Annotated in this window: 15 protein-coding genes and 6 pseudogenes; 12 read left to right on the top strand and 9 right to left on the bottom strand. The window is 67.8% G+C overall.

Annotated features, from left to right (window positions below; genetic code table 11):
* Positions 1-1,077, top strand: a 1,077-nt coding sequence (locus GA0115254_RS19085; protein WP_107451349.1) for an ISAzo13 family transposase, incomplete at its 5' end; no start/stop codon positions are given.
* Between the two features lie 11 nt (positions 1,078-1,088).
* On the opposite strand, the gene GA0115254_RS19090 is transcribed toward GA0115254_RS19085, so the two are convergent.
* The gene (locus tag GA0115254_RS19090) at positions 1,089-1,388 is read right to left on the bottom strand and encodes a transposase (protein WP_218105557.1); all 300 of its coding nucleotides are present in this window, start codon (positions 1,386-1,388) and stop codon (positions 1,089-1,091) included.
* A 44-nt stretch (positions 1,389-1,432) separates the two neighbouring features.
* On the opposite strand from GA0115254_RS19090, the gene GA0115254_RS19095 reads away from it, so the two are divergent.
* Complete coding sequence (locus tag GA0115254_RS19095; RefSeq protein WP_256102668.1) at positions 1,433-1,864, top strand: hypothetical protein; 432 nt, start codon at positions 1,433-1,435, stop codon at positions 1,862-1,864.
* Positions 1,865-2,000: 136 nt separating this feature from the next.
* On the opposite strand, the pseudogene GA0115254_RS19100 reads toward GA0115254_RS19095, so the two are convergent.
* Positions 2,001-2,282: pseudogene (locus tag GA0115254_RS19100) on the bottom strand (alpha/beta fold hydrolase); the annotation flags it as partial.
* A 48-nt stretch (positions 2,283-2,330) separates the two neighbouring features.
* A complete protein-coding gene (locus GA0115254_RS19105) occupies positions 2,331-3,302 on the bottom strand; it encodes an alpha/beta hydrolase (RefSeq protein WP_093896517.1) in 972 nt (323 codons plus the stop codon).
* A gap of 333 nt (positions 3,303-3,635) precedes the next feature.
* Between GA0115254_RS19105 and GA0115254_RS19110 the strand changes: the two genes are divergently transcribed.
* The 3 genes from GA0115254_RS19110 (at position 3,636) to GA0115254_RS19120 (ending at position 5,294) form a co-directional block, all read left to right on the top strand.
* Positions 3,636-3,941 carry an amidohydrolase family protein gene (locus GA0115254_RS19110; RefSeq protein ID WP_370740896.1) on the top strand — a complete coding sequence of 102 codons (306 nt, stop codon included), beginning with the start codon at positions 3,636-3,638 and terminating at the stop codon, positions 3,939-3,941.
* A 56-nt stretch (positions 3,942-3,997) separates the two neighbouring features.
* Entirely contained in the window at positions 3,998-4,672 is a 675-nt protein-coding gene (locus tag GA0115254_RS19115; protein ID WP_093896518.1) for a TMEM175 family protein, read from the top strand.
* A gap of 343 nt (positions 4,673-5,015) precedes the next feature.
* Positions 5,016-5,294: a hypothetical protein gene (locus tag GA0115254_RS19120; RefSeq protein ID WP_093896519.1), complete on the top strand. Its 279-nt coding sequence runs from the start codon at positions 5,016-5,018 to the stop codon at positions 5,292-5,294.
* Here the strand turns inward: GA0115254_RS19120 and GA0115254_RS19125 are convergent.
* The 3 genes from GA0115254_RS19125 to GA0115254_RS46215 form a co-directional block, all read right to left on the bottom strand.
* On the bottom strand, positions 5,281-6,276 hold the full coding sequence (locus tag GA0115254_RS19125) for an alpha/beta hydrolase (RefSeq protein ID WP_218105558.1): 996 nt from the start codon (positions 6,274-6,276) through the stop codon (positions 5,281-5,283). The two genes, GA0115254_RS19120 and GA0115254_RS19125, sit on opposite strands and share 14 nt — an antisense overlap.
* A gap of 62 nt (positions 6,277-6,338) precedes the next feature.
* Complete coding sequence (locus tag GA0115254_RS19130; protein WP_093896520.1) at positions 6,339-9,143, bottom strand: helix-turn-helix transcriptional regulator; 2,805 nt, start codon at positions 9,141-9,143, stop codon at positions 6,339-6,341.
* Positions 9,144-9,492: 349 nt separating this feature from the next.
* On the bottom strand, positions 9,493-10,011 hold the full coding sequence (locus tag GA0115254_RS46215) for a pirin family protein (RefSeq protein WP_256102669.1): 519 nt from the start codon (positions 10,009-10,011) through the stop codon (positions 9,493-9,495).
* Positions 10,012-10,031: 20 nt separating this feature from the next.
* Here GA0115254_RS46215 and GA0115254_RS19140 point away from each other — a divergent pair, with 20 nt between their 5' ends.
* Together GA0115254_RS19140 and GA0115254_RS43215 are read left to right on the top strand one after the other, a co-directional pair.
* Positions 10,032-11,027, top strand: a complete 996-nt coding sequence (locus GA0115254_RS19140) for an AraC-like ligand-binding domain-containing protein (RefSeq protein WP_093896521.1) — start codon at positions 10,032-10,034, stop codon at positions 11,025-11,027.
* A gap of 26 nt (positions 11,028-11,053) precedes the next feature.
* A pseudogene (locus GA0115254_RS43215) lies at positions 11,054-11,203 on the top strand (esterase); the annotation flags it as partial.
* Between the two features lie 77 nt (positions 11,204-11,280).
* On the opposite strand, the gene GA0115254_RS19145 reads toward GA0115254_RS43215, so the two are convergent.
* On the bottom strand, positions 11,281-11,529 hold the full coding sequence (locus tag GA0115254_RS19145) for a Tn3 family transposase (RefSeq protein ID WP_093896522.1): 249 nt from the start codon (positions 11,527-11,529) through the stop codon (positions 11,281-11,283).
* Positions 11,530-11,587: 58 nt separating this feature from the next.
* A pseudogene (locus GA0115254_RS19150) lies at positions 11,588-12,254 on the bottom strand (nitroreductase).
* Between the two features lie 95 nt (positions 12,255-12,349).
* Here GA0115254_RS19150 and GA0115254_RS19155 point away from each other — a divergent pair.
* Positions 12,350-12,775, top strand: a pseudogene (locus GA0115254_RS19155) (MFS transporter); the annotation flags it as partial.
* Between the two features lie 136 nt (positions 12,776-12,911).
* Here the strand turns inward: GA0115254_RS19155 and GA0115254_RS19160 are convergent.
* A complete protein-coding gene (locus tag GA0115254_RS19160) occupies positions 12,912-13,640 on the bottom strand; it encodes a putative immunity protein (protein WP_370740897.1) in 729 nt (242 codons plus the stop codon).
* Between the two features lie 411 nt (positions 13,641-14,051).
* Between GA0115254_RS19160 and GA0115254_RS46220 the strand changes: the two are divergent.
* From GA0115254_RS46220 to GA0115254_RS47660, 4 genes and pseudogenes are all read left to right on the top strand, one after another.
* Positions 14,052-14,348 (top strand): annotated as a pseudogene (locus tag GA0115254_RS46220) (urease subunit gamma); the annotation flags it as partial.
* The gene (locus GA0115254_RS46225) at positions 14,334-14,909 is read left to right on the top strand and encodes an urease subunit beta (protein ID WP_370740898.1); all 576 of its coding nucleotides are present in this window, start codon (positions 14,334-14,336) and stop codon (positions 14,907-14,909) included. The pseudogene GA0115254_RS46220 and the gene GA0115254_RS46225, both read left to right, overlap by 15 nt.
* Positions 14,906-16,921: an urease subunit alpha gene (gene ureC / locus GA0115254_RS19170; RefSeq protein ID WP_093896524.1), complete on the top strand. Its 2,016-nt coding sequence runs from the start codon at positions 14,906-14,908 to the stop codon at positions 16,919-16,921. Before GA0115254_RS46225 ends, ureC begins: the two co-directional genes overlap by 4 nt.
* Positions 16,854-17,303: pseudogene (locus GA0115254_RS47660) on the top strand (hypothetical protein); the annotation flags it as partial. The gene ureC and the pseudogene GA0115254_RS47660, both read left to right, overlap by 68 nt.

The raw sequence follows: 17,303 nt of genomic DNA on the forward strand, positions 1-17,303 counted from the left end.
TACCGTCCCAAGGGCGATCCGATCACCGCTCCGGACCATGATTTCACCAGGCCGGACACACCGATCGCCATCCCCTACGGAGTCTATGACCTGGGACGTGACACCGGCTGGGTGAATGTGGGCACCAACCGCAACACCGCGGCCTTCGCGGTGGAGTCCCTGCGCCGCTGGTGGAACGACCAGGGCAAGGCGGACTATCCCGACGCTGGCAGGCTGCTGGTCACAGCGGACTCCGGCGGAGCGAACTCCGCCGACTCCCACCTGTTCAAGATGGACCTCGCCGCCTTCGCCGACGAGTCCGGCCTGTCCGTCACCGTCGCCCACTTCCCGCCCGGGACATCGAAGTGGAACAAGGTCGAACATCGCCTGTTCTCCCGCATCACCCACAGCCTACGCGGCCGGCCCCTGACCAGCTACGAAGTACTGATCCAGACGATCTCGGCGACCCGGACCCGCACCGGACTGACCGTCAAGGCCGCGCTGGACGAGAACACCTACCCCACCGGCCGCAAACTCACCCGGGCCGACCGCAAAGCGATCATGGAGCGCGTCATCCGCGACGATTTCCATGGCGAGTGGAACTACACGATCACCCCGCACGACCCCGCACAAGCCACCCGGTCCGCACCCGAGCCAGCACCGCCGCCAATCCCGGCCGAGGCGACTTTCCTCCTCACCCACCCCGTCCTGACCGGCCTGACACGCGAGGAGTTCGACCAGCTCGTGCTCCAGCTCGAACCGTGCCGTCAGATCCTGGCCGAGGCCCAGCGCCGGAGTGAAGGGCGGGACCGGCGCGGCCGCAACCCCGGATTCGGCATCCTCGACCACCGCCACCGCATCTTGGTCGCCCTCCTCAGAAGCCGCAACACCGTCACCCTGACCCTGATGGGCAAGATCCTCGGACACGACCGCAACACGCTGAGCTACCACGCCATGACGAGCAGGCCACTGCTGGCCTTCGCAGGAACCGACCTCACCCCCACACTCACCCCACAGACGCATCCACCACGCACAATCGAAGCTCTGCAAAAGGTGATCACCGACCACGACAACAAGATCAAATCAGGCAATAGTTGATTGACGGCTCCTCACCAGCGCGTCTCCCCGGCGAAATACTTCGCCGCTTTGCGCAGGGTCTCGCGTTCCTCCTCCAGCTCGCGAACCTTCTTCCGCAAGGCTGCGTTCTCAGCCTCCAGCGGGGCCGGCGGCTGGGACGGTTCCTGAGCTCGGCGTCCCCGGGGGCGGCTTGCTCCGGCCGCCCGAACCCAGTTCCGCAGGGTCTCCGGGTTGATCCCCAGATCGGCGGCGACCGACCTGATCGTCGCTTCGGGCCGCGACTCGTACAGCGCGACCGCGTCCGCCTTGAACTCCGGCGGGTAGTTCTTCATGACCACGAGATGTCCGTTCTCAGATCCTCAGGATCCAGTATCTCGTGTGTCCAACATCAGGGGTCAAGGGCCCGATCGCTGTCCGGGACATCCTCGGACAGCCCGGTCCCGGCGCCGACTACCGGGCGCTACCCCGCGTCACTTTCGCCGAGCCGGAGATCGGGGCCGTCGGGTTGACGGAGCAGCAGGCGCGTGAGCGGGGGCTGCGGGTACGCACCAGTGTGCTGCCCATCGCCTTCTCCACGCGAGGCTGGATCCACGGGCCGGGCAACGAGGGGCTGATCAAGCTTGTCGAGGACGCGGACCGGCACGTGTTGATCGGCGCGACGTCGGCGGGGCCGGCGGGAGGCGAGGTGCTCTACGGACTGAACGTGGCCGTCCACGCCGAAATACCCGTCGACCGGCTCCAGCACATGATCTACACGTATCCCACCTTCCACCGGACGGTCGAGGCCGCGCTCGGAGCTCTCCGCTGAGCCGCCCCCCGATCGCCACAGCGGTGCAGAAGCCCGCGGTGGAGATCTCACCCTGTGCCGGGACCGAAGGGCCGCGCGGCGGCACTCACCGTGTGATGAGCGCCGCCGCGCGGCCGCCCCACCGCCCGCCGCCTCGTCAGCTCGTCGCGCGTACCGCATCGCGGATCAGTGCGGCGACCTCCTTGGGCCGGGACACGGCCACGGCGTGCGAGGCGCCCTCGATCTCGACGATCGTGGCCCCGGCCCGCTCGGCTCCGAAGCGCTCGACCTCGGGGTTGATCGCCTGGTCCGCGCCGGCCACGAGCGCCCAGGAAGGCTTGGTCTTCCACGCGGCGGCCGAGGCCGTCTCCGTGAATGCCGAGGCGGCCAGCGGACGCTGCGCCACCGCAAGGACCTTGGTGGCGGCGGCCGGGACGTGTTCTCCCTGTAGTCGGGGGCTCTCGGAGGCCGGCGTGGAGCGCGGTATTCAGCCGGTGTGGAGCGCGGTGCGCAGGGTGTCGGCGGCCAGCGTGATGGCGGCCTGGGCGGCGTGGGTTTCGCGGAGGGCGTTGAGCATCACGAAGTCGTGGATGACGCCCTGGAAGCGGACGGCGGTGACGGGGACGCCGGCTTCGCGCAGCTTGTTGGCGTAGGCCTCGCCTTCGTCGCGCAGGACGTCGGCCTCGCCGGTGATGACCAGGGCCGGCGGCAGGCCGGTGAGCTGTTCGGTGGTGGCCCGTAGCGGGGAGGCGGTGATCTGGGCGCGTGCCGCTTCGTCGGTCGTGTACTGGTCCCAGAACCACTGCATGCCGTCGCGGCGCAGGAAGTAGCCCTCGGCGAACTGGTGGTAGGAGCCGGTGTCGAAGTTCGCGTCGGTGACCGGGTAGAACAGCACCTGCTGTACGAGCGGGACGTCGCCGCGTTCCTTGGCCATCAGGGTCAGTGCGGCGCTCATGTTGCCGCCGACGGAGTCGCCGGCGACGGCCAGCCGCGAGCCGTCCAGGTTCTTGGACGCGCCCTGCTGGACGACCCACTTCGCGACCACGTAGTTCTGCTCGATGGCGACCGGGTAGCGGGCCTCGGGGGAGAGGTCGTATTCGGGGAAGACCACGGCGGCGCTCGCGCCGACGGCGAGTTCGCGTACGAGGCGGTCGTGGGTGTGGGCGTTGCCGAACACCCAGCCCGCTCCGTGGATGTAGAGGATCACCGGCAGGGGCCCCTCGGCCCCGGCCGGCTTGACGATACGGGCTCGCACGCTGCCCGTCGGGCCACCGGAGACGGTGATCCATTCCTCGTCGATCTGCGGCTTGCCGATCTCGCCGGACTGTACCTCGTCGACCGCCTTCCGGCCCTCGGCCGGAGGCAGGTCGAACAGGTACGGCGGATTGGCGGTGGCTTCCGCGAACGCGGCGGCTGCGGGCTCCAGCACCGGCTGCACCGGCTCGACAACGTCGGACATGCGAGTCTCCTGAGTTTCATGTGATGTGCCGGTCCCTCCGGCGGGGCGACTCCGGGCCAGACACGGAGATCTGTGAGGTCGTCGAGCACCACGCTAAAACCCTGAAGGCGGCGGAGATTGACCGCCACTGCACCGGAGTTGCCCCCACAGTGCATGGAAACGGGACGCAGTGCACTGTCGGAACGAACGCTGTGCACTGCCGGGACACATGGATGCTCCGGCTCGACATAGCCTGGCGGCGAAGCAGCTGCGCGGCGGCGGCGCCGGCACCGACGCCACCCGGGTCTCGACCTGCACTGGCTGATCACCGGCCGCACCGTCGGCGACCTGGTCATGCGTCCGCCGCACAACCGCGTCGATCGGCGGACGGCGCTGTCGATGTCCACCGGAGCAGGGGCCCGGCTGACTGGCGAGGAGGGTGTCAAGGGCGTCCTACGCCCGGGCTTCCTCGGCGACCTCACGGTCCTGTCCGAGGACCACTTTGCCGTGCCCGAGCCGGACATCGTGCACATCGAGTCCCTGCTGACGGTCGTCGGCGGCCGCATCGTCCACGCCGCCGCCGAGTACGAGGGCCTCGACGAGGAACTGCCGCCGATCAGCCGCCGGATGAAGGCCGCAAGGCCGTCCGGCGGGCGTTGACCCACCGGCCCGAACGACCCCGCCGCACCCACGGCCCAACGATCCGAGGAACCGCAATGTCTCAACACCGCGTTCCGGTCCGGCGGTTCTCCGTTTCGGAGACGGCCCGTGCCGAGGCCTTCAGCGACGGCATCTTCGCGATCGCGGTCACCATCCTGGTGCTCGGCCTGGCCGCCCCCGCGCACCTGCCCGGCCGGCTCGCGCACGCTCTTGTGTCGCAATGGCCCGCCTATGTCGGCTACTTCGCATCCTTCAGTTACGTCGCCGTGATCTGGCTCAACCATCACCAGGCCTTTGTGCGGATCCGCAGCATGGACCGGGGCCTGCACGCGGCCAATTTCTTTGTGCTGTTCACCACGGCGGCGCTCGCCTTTCCCACGGGCGTGGTCGCCGATGCGCTGCGGTCCGACGTCTCCGATGTGGATGCGCGTGTGGCGGTCCTCCTGTACGCGTCCCTGGCATCGGTGATGTGTCTGAGCTGGCTGGTCCTCTATCACTACCTCGGCCGCCACCCCGAGCTCATGGACCCGGAAGTCGAGCCCACTTATGTGCCGCATGGCCGCCTCCGCTCCTTGGCCGGAGCGCTGGCCTACGCCGTCGCCGGAGCACTGGGCAGCCTCATCTCTCCGCTGATCGCACTGGGCATCTTCATCGTTCTGCCCGCCTTCTACTTCGTTTCCAGCGAAGGGCTGCCGGCAGGGCGGGGTTCCGCCGGCGATACGACGGCGTGACGGTTGGCTCTGCGACTTCGGGTGGCAGCACTGCGCGCCGTACGCCGCAAGATCTGCAGGGTCCGGGTCCTTGCAGTCGACGTCAGCCTTATCGATCCGCTGTCAGCGGCGCTGGCTTTTGGTGCCTGACTTGCCGGTGTCCTCGTGGTCACCGCAGCCGGTCGCCGTGGTGACCACGAGGCGGCAAGCAGGAGCCGGCGCCCCGGAACCACCCAGCGATGCCGGAATCGACTCCGCGCCGTTCCCGCCGGCGAGGTAGGGGCGGTGGCTTCAACCTTCCCCGCCTGCCCGCTGTAGGGAATGCGGCGTCGCCGGGTTCAACTGACGACCCGCAAGGCGCGGCATGAAGACGATCACGGACCGCCTCCACCCTGCCCGATGGGATACCTGGTACCGCGAGGGCCGGGCCATGGATCGCCTCGTGACCGACGCCGAGGCCGACCGCTTCCTGCAGCACGTCAACCTGCCCGCTGGTGCGCCCGTGCTTGGCGTCGGCCACGGCATCGGCAGCCTTGGCAGACAGCTCTTCCACTGGGGCTACGACCTGCTCGGCCCTGGACTTGTCGTTGGCCGTTCATCCAGTGAGAGCACGGTTCACCTCCACGCTCTCACGGCCCAGTAGTGAGAGCGTCTTTGAGGAAGGCACCGCCTTGGCGGATGGCGGCCTGGGTCGGCGGACTGTCGCGCAGAGCGTTCAGCGACGCGAAGTCGTGGACTGTTCCGAGGTAGCGGATGGCGGTCACGGCCACGCCTGCTTGCTGTAGCTGACGCGCGTACTGTTCCCCCTCGTCCCGTACGACGTCGGCCTCGGCTGTGACGACCAGTGCGGGGGGCAGGCCCGCAAGCTCGGCGGTGGTTGCCCGTAGCGGGGAGGCGGTGGCTTCGGCGAGTTCTCGATCGTCGTCCGTGTACTGCTGCCAGTACCAGTCCAGGGCCTTCGTGGTCAGGAGGTAGCCGGACGCGAAGTGTTTCCGCGAGAGGGTGTCGCAGTGTGGGGCGGTCATCGGGTAGTAGAGCAGCTGTGCGCGCATGCGCGGGCCGCCGCGTTGTTTGGCCATCATGGTGAGCGCTGTGGCCATGGTGGCGCCCGCGCAGTCACCGGCCACCGCCAGCCGCCGATTGTCCAGTGCGAGGTCTGAGGCATTGTCGGTCAGCCAGGTCAATACGGCGTACAACTCTTCGAGCGCTACCGGGTACCGGGCCTCGGGAGTGCGCGTGTACTCGGGGACCACGAACACGGCTTCGCTGGCGGTCACGAGTTCACAGATCATCCGGGTGTGGGTCTGCGCGTCACCGAGCATCCACCTGCCCCCGTGGACGTAAAGGACCACGGCGAGCGGACCGCTCCGCGCTGCGGGGCGGAAGGTCCAGAAGCCGACCAGTCCGGAGGGGCCGACCGGCACCGCCCAGAACTCGGCGTCCACCGCGAAGTCGTCGAACAGATGCCCCTGGGACTCCAGGAGTGCCTCCCGGCCGTCGACCGGACCGAGCTGATGCAGGTGCGGCGGGTCCGCCGAGGCGTCGACCAATCGTTGGACGACGGGGTCGAGGACCACGGTGGGGCGACCGGGATCGCCTCCGCCGGTGACGGGCTTGTACTTCACACGCCTCACCTCTAATTCCTCGAAGCGATCGGAACGGTATCCGCCAGTTTGCTCCCCTTTGTTCACAGGACGCCAGAGACGTCGCGGAGCTGGTGGCGGCTGCTGACGCCGAGTTTCGGATACACCTGGTAGAGATGCGAGCCGATCGTGCGGGGGGACAGCTTGAGCTTCTCTCCGATCTCCTTGTTGCCCAGGCCCTGCGCAGCCAGCCGTACGATCTGCTGCTGCTGGGCGGTCAGTTCCGACAGCGGATCGGGTCGATCGGATGACGTGGCGACGCCGCTCGCCCGAAGTTCGGCCTGCGCCTCGTCGGCCAGGGTGGTGGCACCGAGCCGGGAGAAAGCCTCCAGCGCCGAGGCCAGGAGTGGGCGGGCGTCCAGCGGGCGCCGTCGTCTGCGCAGCCACTGGGCGTAGTGAAGCCGGGCCTGCGCACGGGGGAGCGGCCACTGGTCACCGGCCGGGTTGACCAGGGCCAGGCGGAAGTGGTGTTCTGCCTGCGTCGGGTCGCCGACCAGCGCGGTGGCGTGGTGCAGGAGCAGCATCATTCGGGTTGTCGGATGCGGTCCCAGCGCCTTGCGTACCGCCGCGACGACAGGCTCGACCTCCTCCTGGCGTCCGGTCCGCTGGGCGACGGCGGCGAGGTCGGCGATGGAGCCGTGGGAGAGGAAGTAGTGCAGGGGGGTGCCGTCCTGGTGGAACAGCTGCCGGAAGTGGCGCAGCGCCCCGTCGTAGTCGCCTGCGGCTGCGGCGGCGGTGCCCGCCGCGCGCAGCAGCCGTGCGTGGGTGGCTGTGTTCTCCTCCAGGTTGACAACCGTCCAGGCGGGGTCCGTCAGGATCCTGGCATCGGCGGAGCGGCCGCGCAGGGCTTGCAGCGTCGCTCGTAGGGCCTCGATGTCGACTTCGATGTGCTTCATCTTCTGGACGGCCGCCAGGGTTGCTGCCTCGTCCAGCAGTTCGTCGGCCTCTGCCCACCGCCCGACATCGATCAGGGCTGAGCCCATTGCCGAGAGGGCGATTGCGCCCGTTCCGATGGCTCCGTACGAGCGGAGCATGGCGAACGCCTGCCGGAAGGTATCCACGCACAGGTCGGACTCGTCGGCCCACCAGGCAACCGCGCCCAACGTCTGCAATCGGATCAGCTCTGCGATGCCGGTCAGCGGCTCCAGCAAGCTCGGCCGCCGGGTTCGGCTCAGCAGGGCAGGGGCGTTCCCGATCGGATCCGCTTCGCAGAGGATGACTGCCCGCAACGCGTTGACGGCCTCGTCCGCAACCAGCTCGGAGTAGGGCGTACTGACGGCGCTGGTCTTGATTGCTTCGAGGAGGGGAACCAGCGGGCGCCTGACCTCGGGCAGGCCTGACTGGAAGGCAACCGCACCGATCACGGCGGTCACCGCGAGCGTTGTCCTGGCGTCCTGCGGCAGGTCCGGTTCCAGGGCGCCGATCAGGAGCTGGAACGCTTCCCGCTGATGGCCGGACATGGAAAGAGCCAGACCGGCCCCGTTCGCCGCGACGCCGAGCAGGTCGCGGTCCTTGGTCAGTGCGGTGACCTTGGCGTAGAGCTCGCGCACCCAGAATGTGTCGCCCGCGTTGTTGGCGGCTCTCAGCGCTTTGGCGTATCGGCGGGCCCGATCCTCCGGAGCGGGGCTGCACTCGGCGGATCGCTCCAGGGCCCGTGCGGCCGCGTAGAATCCGCCACGCTGTTCGACGAGTTCTGCGGTGTCCTCCAGGGTCGCCGCCACGGACTCATCCTGGCCGATGCAGGCCGCGGCCAGGTGCCAGGCCTGGCGTGCTGGATCGTCCTGATGCACGGCCGCGAGGTCGATGTGCGCTCGCTGGCGCAGGTGCGCCGAGGCGCCCTGGTAGGCGCCCGCGCGCACGAGCGGGTGCCGGAAACCCACCCGGCGGCCTGCAATCGTGATCAGCCCAGCGTCCTCCGCGGCCGCCCATACCGACAGGTCCGTGCCTGCTCCCGCTGCGGACATAATGGTTTCCAGGTCCTCTTGGTCCGAGGAAGCCGCTGCGTAGAGCACCATCCGTTGGGTGGTGACCGGCAGCGCGCGCAACTGGGCGGAGTACATCTCCTGGATCCGCTGGGTCTGGGGCAGTGCGCCGTCGGTCAGGCCAAGCGGGCTGCCCGACCGCACGGAACGGCACAGTTCGATGATGGCCAGAGGATTGCCGTCAGCCTGGTCCAGAACATCACTCCGGGCCCTGCCGGTAGGAGACTCGGGTTGCGCGTCCAGGAGGCGGGCCGCCGCCTGGACCGTCAGCGGTCCCAGCGACAGGACCGGCAGGTGTGCGACAGCAGCGTCCGGAGGTGTCAGCCCCCTGGCTGCGAGGAGCACCGTCACCGGCTCGGCCGTGAAACGGCGCAGCACGAACCCCAGGACGTCGAGGGAGTCGCGGTCGAAGAGCTGGATGTCATCGCCGAGCAGCACGACAGGTCGATGGCGCGAAGCCCCGGCCAGCAGGGTGAGGACGGCGACGCGCAGCAGCATCGGATCGGCGGGTCTGGTGATCGGGGCGAGGCCGAACGAGGTCTCCAGAACCTCCCGCAGATGGCCGGGGAGATCAGCGGCGCCGGGCATGAGCGGAAGAAGCAACTGGTGCAGGGCTGCGAACGACTGCTCCGACTCCCCGTCGAAGCCCTGAGACCTCAGCACATACGCCCCGGTCACCCGCGCGTGCTCGGCAGCGACCTCCAGCAACGACGTCTTGCCGCTACCCGCCTCGCCGAGGATGAGCAGCGCCTGCGGGGTGCTCCGACCGTGCTCGATCGCGTCCAGGATCCGGCCGACCTCCGATTCCCGGCCCGCCAGCCCGGTGACGGGCTCCGGCCGGCTCGTCGCGCTGCGCCTAGTGCCCATGCTGTGCCCCAGCCGAAAGCAGTCGGGGAAAGTGCACGCAGGAACGACCGGTCAGCTCGTTCATGGTGTGGATCCCTCGCCCCGTCAGCGTCCGAAATGTGATGTGCTCCCTGCCCCTGTCGGCCAGAAAATGAAGCATACCTATTGTGCCATTCAGGGCAACGGAGCTGGTCGCCACTGACACAGGGCTGGGGACGAGGAGCGGATGGAATGGCGCCTCTTTCTGTCGAGACCGTCATAGAGGCAGCCGCCCAAGGCCCGGACTCGCCGGGCTGGGCCACCCGCCCCGTTCATGCTTCGGCGTTCCGGAAGCGGCCGTCGCTGTCGTCGTGACCTGCCCAGACCTGGTTCACCCGAGGCGGACGGTGGCGTGTATCTCCCGGACAAGGATCTCGGCGTCCCGGTCGGCGGTGACGCGCTGACCGCCGGTGGCGGTGAAGCGTACGGCGTCGCCGTCCGCCAGCGGGCCGCTGCTCTCCAGGGCGACCGCGCCCTTGGCCACGAACAGGTGCAGGAAGGGTGCGTGGGGCAGTTCGATGCTCTGTCCGGGGCTGAGCCTGGAGGCGTGCAGGGCGGTGAAGCGGTTGGCGTACGACTTCGTGTCGCTGTCCTCCTTGCGCGACAGCCCGCCGGCGCGGGCAGCATTGCGACAGCGCGGCGCCTTCTTGCGAAGGCTGCTCGTTTGAGCGCAGCGACCGTTGTGGGGGCATGGCGTACGGACCAGTCGACCGACTGATGCGTCTGCCCCGGTCGCCCGGCAGGCTGGGGCACAGGCAGATCCGATCTGCAGTCCGGCCCCCGACCAGCGGGATTCACTCCGGCAACGCAGGCAGGGGATTCGCGTACGAATCTTCTTCCGAGCGCCCACGACGTCCCAGGAGGAAGCCCGTGTCCATTGTTCTCTCCACCGCGCCGCTGTCCGCTGCCGACCGGGCGGAGCGCTGGCATGAAGCGGTTTCCGGCACCTTTATGCCGATGGATGTGAATCTGCTGGAGAAGGAGCCGTCGCCCGGAACGATCGTCAGCAGCCAGCTCGGCGCCCTGCACATCTCCCGCGTCAAGGCGGGACCACAGGTAGTGAAGCGCAACAAGCGCCACATCTCCCGCGACGACCGGAAGTCACTGATCGTCAGCCTCCAGCAGCAGGGCACCGCGACAAAGGAGCAGGACGGGCGGGAATCCGTGATAAGGCCGGGAGAATTCTCCATCAGTGACTCGTCCCGCCTGTTCAGGATTAAACTCGAAGGAGAATTCGCTTTCACCTCCTTCCATTTCCCTCGCGAAGAACTTCACGTGCGGGACGAGGATCTGCAGGCATTGACTGCCACCACCTTTACCGGCGAGGAGGGCAGCGCCGCACTCGTGGCGACCTTTCTTGCGCGCATGGCGCGCGAAGCCGAGGGTTTCGACGAAGGTGTCGGCCGCCGGGTCGCCGCCACCGCGCTCGATCTGATGGTGCTGCTCATCGACGAGCGCCGCGGTCGCTCTGCTTCCGAGGGCCCGAATGTCGCCGCCGTCTCTCTCGAGCGCGTGAAGGACCACGTCATGCGCAACCTCTACGATCCCGACCTGTCACCGTCCAGGATCGCCGAAGCGCACTTCATGTCGGTCCGCTACCTGCACAAGCTGTTCCAGCTCGAAGACACGACCGTGGGCGGCTGGATCCGGACGCAGCGACTTGAACGGTGCCGCCGGGAACTCCTCCGGCCCATGGCCAGGGAGGTGGGGGTGGGGGCAATCGCCCGGCGCTGGGGTTTCGTGAGTCCCAGTCATTTCAGCCGGGTCTTTCGCGCTGCCTACGGTACGACGCCCCGTGAATGGCAGCTCCAGGCGCGATCCGGAGCGCACTGCGGGAACACCGTCGGTGCACCGACGGACAAGTGACCAGTGGCAGCAGCCCATAGCGTGGCCGCACCGCAGGCGTCGCCGTGACCGCGGTCCGCGTCCAGGGCGTCATCCACGAATTCGTGATGCTCAACGCCCTACGCTCCACCCACGGCGCCCAGACCGCCATCACCCTGGCCACCGACACCCTCCGCACCGCACTCCACCCGGCCTGACCCGCCGTCGTCGCCCTCGCCCGAACAGCTGGTACTCCAGTCGTGCTTCTCCTTTTGTCCTGGTCACAGGGCCCTGGTCAGGCCACCTGGCCGTAGCCGCCGGTGCCGGGGCTGACGCCGCGGAGTGGGCTGAAGCCGAAGTCCAGGCATGGGTCGTACGCTTCGGGCTCGAGTCCGAGTCCGTGGGCGGAGTACTCGCCGAAGCGGCGTATGTGCTCGGTCAGGTACGGCGAGATGTGGGCCAGGTCCTCGGGGGCGACGGCGTATCCCTCCGCCTGGAGACGGCGGACGATTTCGGCGATGTCCGGGGCGTTGTGGAAGATCACCGCTTCTCTGAACTACGCGTTGCGAGGATCCGGGCCGACGCCGGACCGACATGCCCGGTCACCCTCCGATGAAGCTCACTGTTTCTTTCAGATCAGCCCGCCCGGTACGCAGCCGCGGCACGCCCTCCTTCTCGAATCCCACCGAGACACCGCAGAACAGCACGAGCCCGTCATCGGCTCCGACGATCTGGCTGACAGTCTTGCGATACATCGTCCACATCACCTGAGGGCAGCTGTGCAGCCCTTCCGCCCTCAGCAACAGCATGACCGTCTGCAAGTGCATCCCCCGCGTCCCCCCACTGCCCTGGCCCCATCGTCCGGTCGAGGTAGCAGAACAGCACGACCGGTGCCCCGAACGCCTCCGAGTTCAAGGCGGCGATCTTCATGGGTCTGTCGGGGGCGTCGCGCTCGATCCCCAGCGCTTCGTACCGCTGGGCAGCCGCGGCGGAAAAACGGTCCGCATACGGCGAGGTCAGTTCGGCCGGGTACATCGGATACTCCCGCTCATCCCCCGGGTCTCCCGCCAGTGCCCTGGCCGTTGCGCGTCTCTTCAGCTCGGCCAAGGGCTCGCCGGTCACGACATACACGTGCCACGGCTGAAGGTTCCCGCTCGACGGAGCCCGCGTCGCTGCAGCCAGCACACGTTCGAGTATCTCTTTGGATACCGGCTCATCGCTGAACGCCCGCACAGCCCGGCGACTGTCCACAGCCTCATACACATCCACGTCTGCTCTTCCCCTCACTCAACGACAATCACCTCTCTACCGTCTTCAGCACGCACAAGAGGCAACAGGTGATCCGGATCGCACTCCGGATCTGCGGCAGACGGCAGCGCTGGACCGACCCCCGGGTGTACGCCGGCCTCGTCGGCGGCACGCTGACCCTGGCCGTCTGCTGCGTCGTGGAGATGAACGTCGCCGAACCGATGTTCCCGCTGCGGCTGTTCCGCAACGCCGCCTTCGCCGACGGCAACGCGGCCACCCTGCTGGGCGCGATCGCCCGCGGCGGACCGCAGTTCATGCTCATCATCTGGCTGCAGGGCGTCTGGCTGCCGCTCCACGGCTACGACTACGCCCGCACTCCGCTGTGGGCAGGATCCACCTGCTGCCCCTCACCATTGGCTTCCTCGCCGGCCGGACCGGTATCCGGAGCCCTGTCGGACAGATGGGGTGCCCGGCCGTTCGCCGTCGCCGGATGCGTCGTGATGGCCGCCTCCTTCGCCGGGCTGCTCCTCCTGCCCACCGAGAAGAACTGGCGGACCCTCACCAAACTCCGCACCAACCCCGGCCGCGCCACCCACCTCCTGCGCGCCCTGCTCGCCCTGACGAGTCTTGAAGTCAACCGCTGACGGATGCGAGGCCGCGCCGTCTGGACGCTGAAAGTCACTCAGCGAGGGTGAGTGAACGAAGGCCGACGTCCAGCATGCGGATCAGCTCACCGACCCGTCCGCCGCCACTCGGCGCCGCAGGGAAGCGTTTGAGCACGTCGACGACGACTGGTGTCGCACGATGCACCGTCTGCTCAAGGCGTTCGGCACCAACGCTCCGATCGTCGCCGGCGACGAGTTCGGCTGCTCTGGCCGCGTAAGCGCCAGCACCGAGAATGTGCTTGACCTGGGTGGCTTTGGCCAGCGGATGCAGGTAGGCGGCGCCTGCCGCAGACATCGCTGCCCACGCTGCCTCTCGGGCGGCCGCAGTGTCCGCGCTCTTGGCCGCTTTGAGGGCCGTCGACGCTGTGTCGCGCAGAGATTTCCCACGTTCGCCACCCCGAGCGAACTCCCACGCGGCACTGATAGCGTCTCGAGGCCGCGAGTCGTCCGGCTGATCGGCCTCGAATATCTCGAGCACCGCCTCCGCACACGCCGCGGCGAACGCGGCGACCTCACGAAGGTCCTGCTTGCTCAGAACGATCTCGCTCGCTTCCCCTGCCATGGTTCCATCTTCCACGATTGCGCTGGAGAGCTGGGCGGTTGGGTTGAATCCGGCCGTCCATGCCGACTGGCTCCCCAGCAGGCCGGACCGCCGGACTGCTGAACCAGCTCGAGATTCAGCATGCACCGGGTCGTAGAAGGCCACCCGGACCCAGCGAGCAGAAACCGGCAAGCCGGCCACTGGTGGACGATCTACTTCTCAGACAGCCGCCCACGACCAGCGCGAGTACCCACACCAGTCCTTTGACCTGCGACTTCAAGTTGGCGAGGGCTCGGTGCGCCGCAACCCGCCAGGCTTCCACCGTCGTCGTGTCAGTGACCGGGCCGTGTTCGCTCGGCAGACAGCCTGTTCCACCCGCTGCCGACCAGCACGTGCCTGGCTGCATGACGGGCTCGTGGGCCAGGCAGCGGCTGGAGGTGCAGCAGCTGCGAATCTGATTCACCTGATCGAGTACATGATCAGTGTTCCAGGCAGGTCGTCGACTTCTCCGCGTGATGATCAAAGAGCGTTTGGAGTCATCCGTAGGGCGTCTTCCGCGGCCTTCGGCATGCCCGGCCGCGCGCACTGTCCGATCAAGAGAAATGACGCACTGTGCATTTGACTCCGCATGAGCAGGAGCGGCTGCTGATCCATGTGGCTGCCGACGTGGCGCAGCGACGCCGCGACTGTGGATTGCTCCTCAACTACCCCGAGGTCATGGCGCTGCTGACGGTGCACGTCTTCGAGGCGGCGCGCGCCGGCAAGACGGTCAGCGACATCATGGACTCGGGTCGTCATCTGTTCACCCGTGATGAGGTGATGGACGGCGTCCCGGAGATGATCAAGAACGTCCAGGTGGAGGCCACCTTCCCGGACGGCACCAAACTGGTCACCATCCACGACCCCCTTCCGGAGGCCACGAAGGAGCCCCAGGTCTACCCGGGCAAGGTCGAGCACCCCCAGCCACCCCGCAAGCCGGATTGCCCGGTCGACTGCGACGACAGCGACAACTCGTCCGTGGGCTGCGACGAGGACGACGAGGCTGCCTGCCGGTACGACGCGATCTACTTCAACGTGCATCTCGACGGGGACGCGCAGGGCGTCAGCCTGCAAGAGGATGCCGCCACCTTGCCGGGGCCGGGCAAGTCGAAGATCAAGGTGCGGAACGAGTCGGACCGTCCCATTCAGGTCGCCTCGCACTATCACTTCGCCGAGGTCAATCCTGGGCTGAAGGTCATCAGCATCGAGGTCCCTGCCGGTCAGACAGTCCCCCAGGACCGCAGTCTCTGGAACTGCGATGCGGCGAAGGGCCGACGGCTCAACATCGCCGCGGGCACGTCCGTGCGCTTCGAACCGGGCGACGAGTGCTGTGTGGAACTGGTGCAGATCCAGGGTGGTGTCACGGCCGGCGGCAGCAACACCAGTGACCTCAGCGAGATCCAGGGACTGCGTGAGGGGATCGTCCGATGAGGAATCCGCAGGGACAGGGCCGCGGTCAGGCGCCGAAGCCGGCCAACGAGCTGACGCGAGCGGGTTACACCGCGCTGTACGGGCCGACCACGCGGGACCGGGTCCGGCTCGCCGACACCGACCTCACGCTGGAGATCGAGGCCGACTGGAGCGGCGGCCCTTCGCACAGCGGCAATGAGATGGTCTTCGGCGGCGGCAAGGTGATCCGTGAGTCGATGGGGATGTCGCACTTCGCCAGGGACGGGAGGAACAGCAATGGCGACGCCACGGACCACAGGCCCGTGGACACCGTCATCACAGGCGCGCTGATCCTCGACTGGTGGGGCGTGGTCAAAGCCGACATCGGCATCCGCGACGGCAGGATTGCGGCCATCGGCAAGGCGTACAACCCCGAGACAATGGACAAGATCACGAGCTTCGAGATGCCGGATCGTGGGCCCGCGAAGGAAGCCTCGCGGGTGACGCCAACAAACTTCGTGGTCGGGCCGAGCACAGAGGTCATCTCCGGCAACGGGCGGATCCTCACCGCGGGTGGTGTGGACACCCATGTCCACTTCATCTGCCCAGGGGAGATTCACGAGGCTCTGGCCTCGGGTGTGACCACCCTGATCGGTGGCGGCACGGGGCCGGCCGAGGGCAGTACGGCCACCACCGTGACCCCAGGCGCATGGCACATCAGGCGGCTCTTCGAGGCGCTGGACGAGTTCCCGGTCAACATCGGCCTGCTCGGCAAGGGCAGCACGATGAACAAGCACGAGCTCAACGCGCAGGTGGACGCCGGTGTCTGTGGCTTCAAGATTCACGAGGACTGGGGCGCCACGCCCGCGGTGATCGACCGGGCCCTGGACATCTGCGAAGAACGCGGTGTCCAGCTTGCTCTCCACGCCGACTCACTGAACGAGTCCGGGTTCCTGGAGAGCACAAGGGCGGCCTTCACAGGCGATGGCAGAGACGCAGATGGAAAGTTCACGGCGAAGAAGGCACGCTCCATCCACATCTTCCATGTCGAGGGTGCCGGCGGTGGTCACGCGCCGGACATGATCGAGCTGGTCAAGGAACCGAATGTCCTCCCGGCCTCGACCAACCCGACGCGTCCCCTGACGGTCAACACCGTCAAGGAGCACGTCGACATGATGATCGTGTGCCATCACCTCAACCCGGAGATTCCGGCAGATATGGCCTTCGCGGACTCCCGGATCCGGCCGTCCACCATGGCTGCGGAGGACCTCCTTCACGACATGGGCGCCATCTCGATGATGTCCTCCGACGCCCAGGCGATGGGCCGCATCGGCGAGATGGTCATGCGTACCTGGCAGACCGCGCACGTCATGAAGTGCCGCTACGGGGCACTGAGGGAGGACCTCGAAGCCGCGAAGGTCCGCACGATCGCCAACGACACAAACCACTCGTTCAACGACCAGCAGGTGCAGCCGAACGACAACTTCCGGGCGCGCCGGTACGTCGCCAAGTACACGATCAACCCGGCGATCACGCACGGCATCGACGGCCACGTCGGCTCCGTGGAGACCAGGAAGCTCGCCGACCTGGTGTTGTGGGAGCCGAAGTTCTTCGGCGTCAAGCCGCACATGCTCCTCAAGGGCGGCCAGATTGCGTACGCGCAGGTCGGCGACGCCAACGCGTCGATCACCACGCCGCAGCCCTACCTGCCGCGCCCGGTCTGGGGCTCCACCGGCCGCTCCCCGGGGCGCAACTCGGTGAACTTCGTGGCTCCTGGCGTGGCCGGCAACCTGAACGGCGACGGCACCAGCAGTAATCCGGGGCTCGGTCTCGACAAGGACTTCGTGGACATCACCAGCACCCGGCACGTCACGAAGGCCGACATGAAACTGAACGACACAGTGCCCGACAGCCTCGAAGTCGACCACAACAGCTTCGAGGTCACCATCGGTGGTGCGACCACGAGCGACGCCCGCACCGAACTCAATGGTGCAACCGTGCCGCGCTCCTACGTCAACGAAGTACCCATGGCACAGCGGTACTTCCTCTTCTGAACCGCCACCTGCCCCGGCCGTCCGAGCAACAGCACTGCGGCCGGGCACCCGGACGGGCAGGCCATGCCTGCCCGCACCCGGCACAACTTCCGACCTCGCGAAAGGCAGCCGCTCACCCATGAGCCGTGCAGCCCTGCTCCTGCTGGCCGACGGCCGCTTCCCCGCCGGAGGACATGCCCACTCCGGCGGTGTCGAGGCCGCAATCGCCCACAAAGCCGTACACGACACCGGCAGCCTGGAGGCATTCTGCCGCGGCCGTCTGCACACCACCGGCCTGACCATGGCCAGCCTGGCCGCCGCGGCCGCCGCCGGAGTCGACCCGCTGCTGCTGGACGACGCCGCCGACGCACGCACCCCGCCCCGCGCGTCGCGCGCCGTCGCC

This window comes from Streptomyces sp. Ncost-T10-10d (genome assembly GCF_900091955.1).
In the GTDB taxonomy this organism is placed as follows: Bacteria; Actinomycetota; Actinomycetes; order Streptomycetales; family Streptomycetaceae; genus Streptomyces.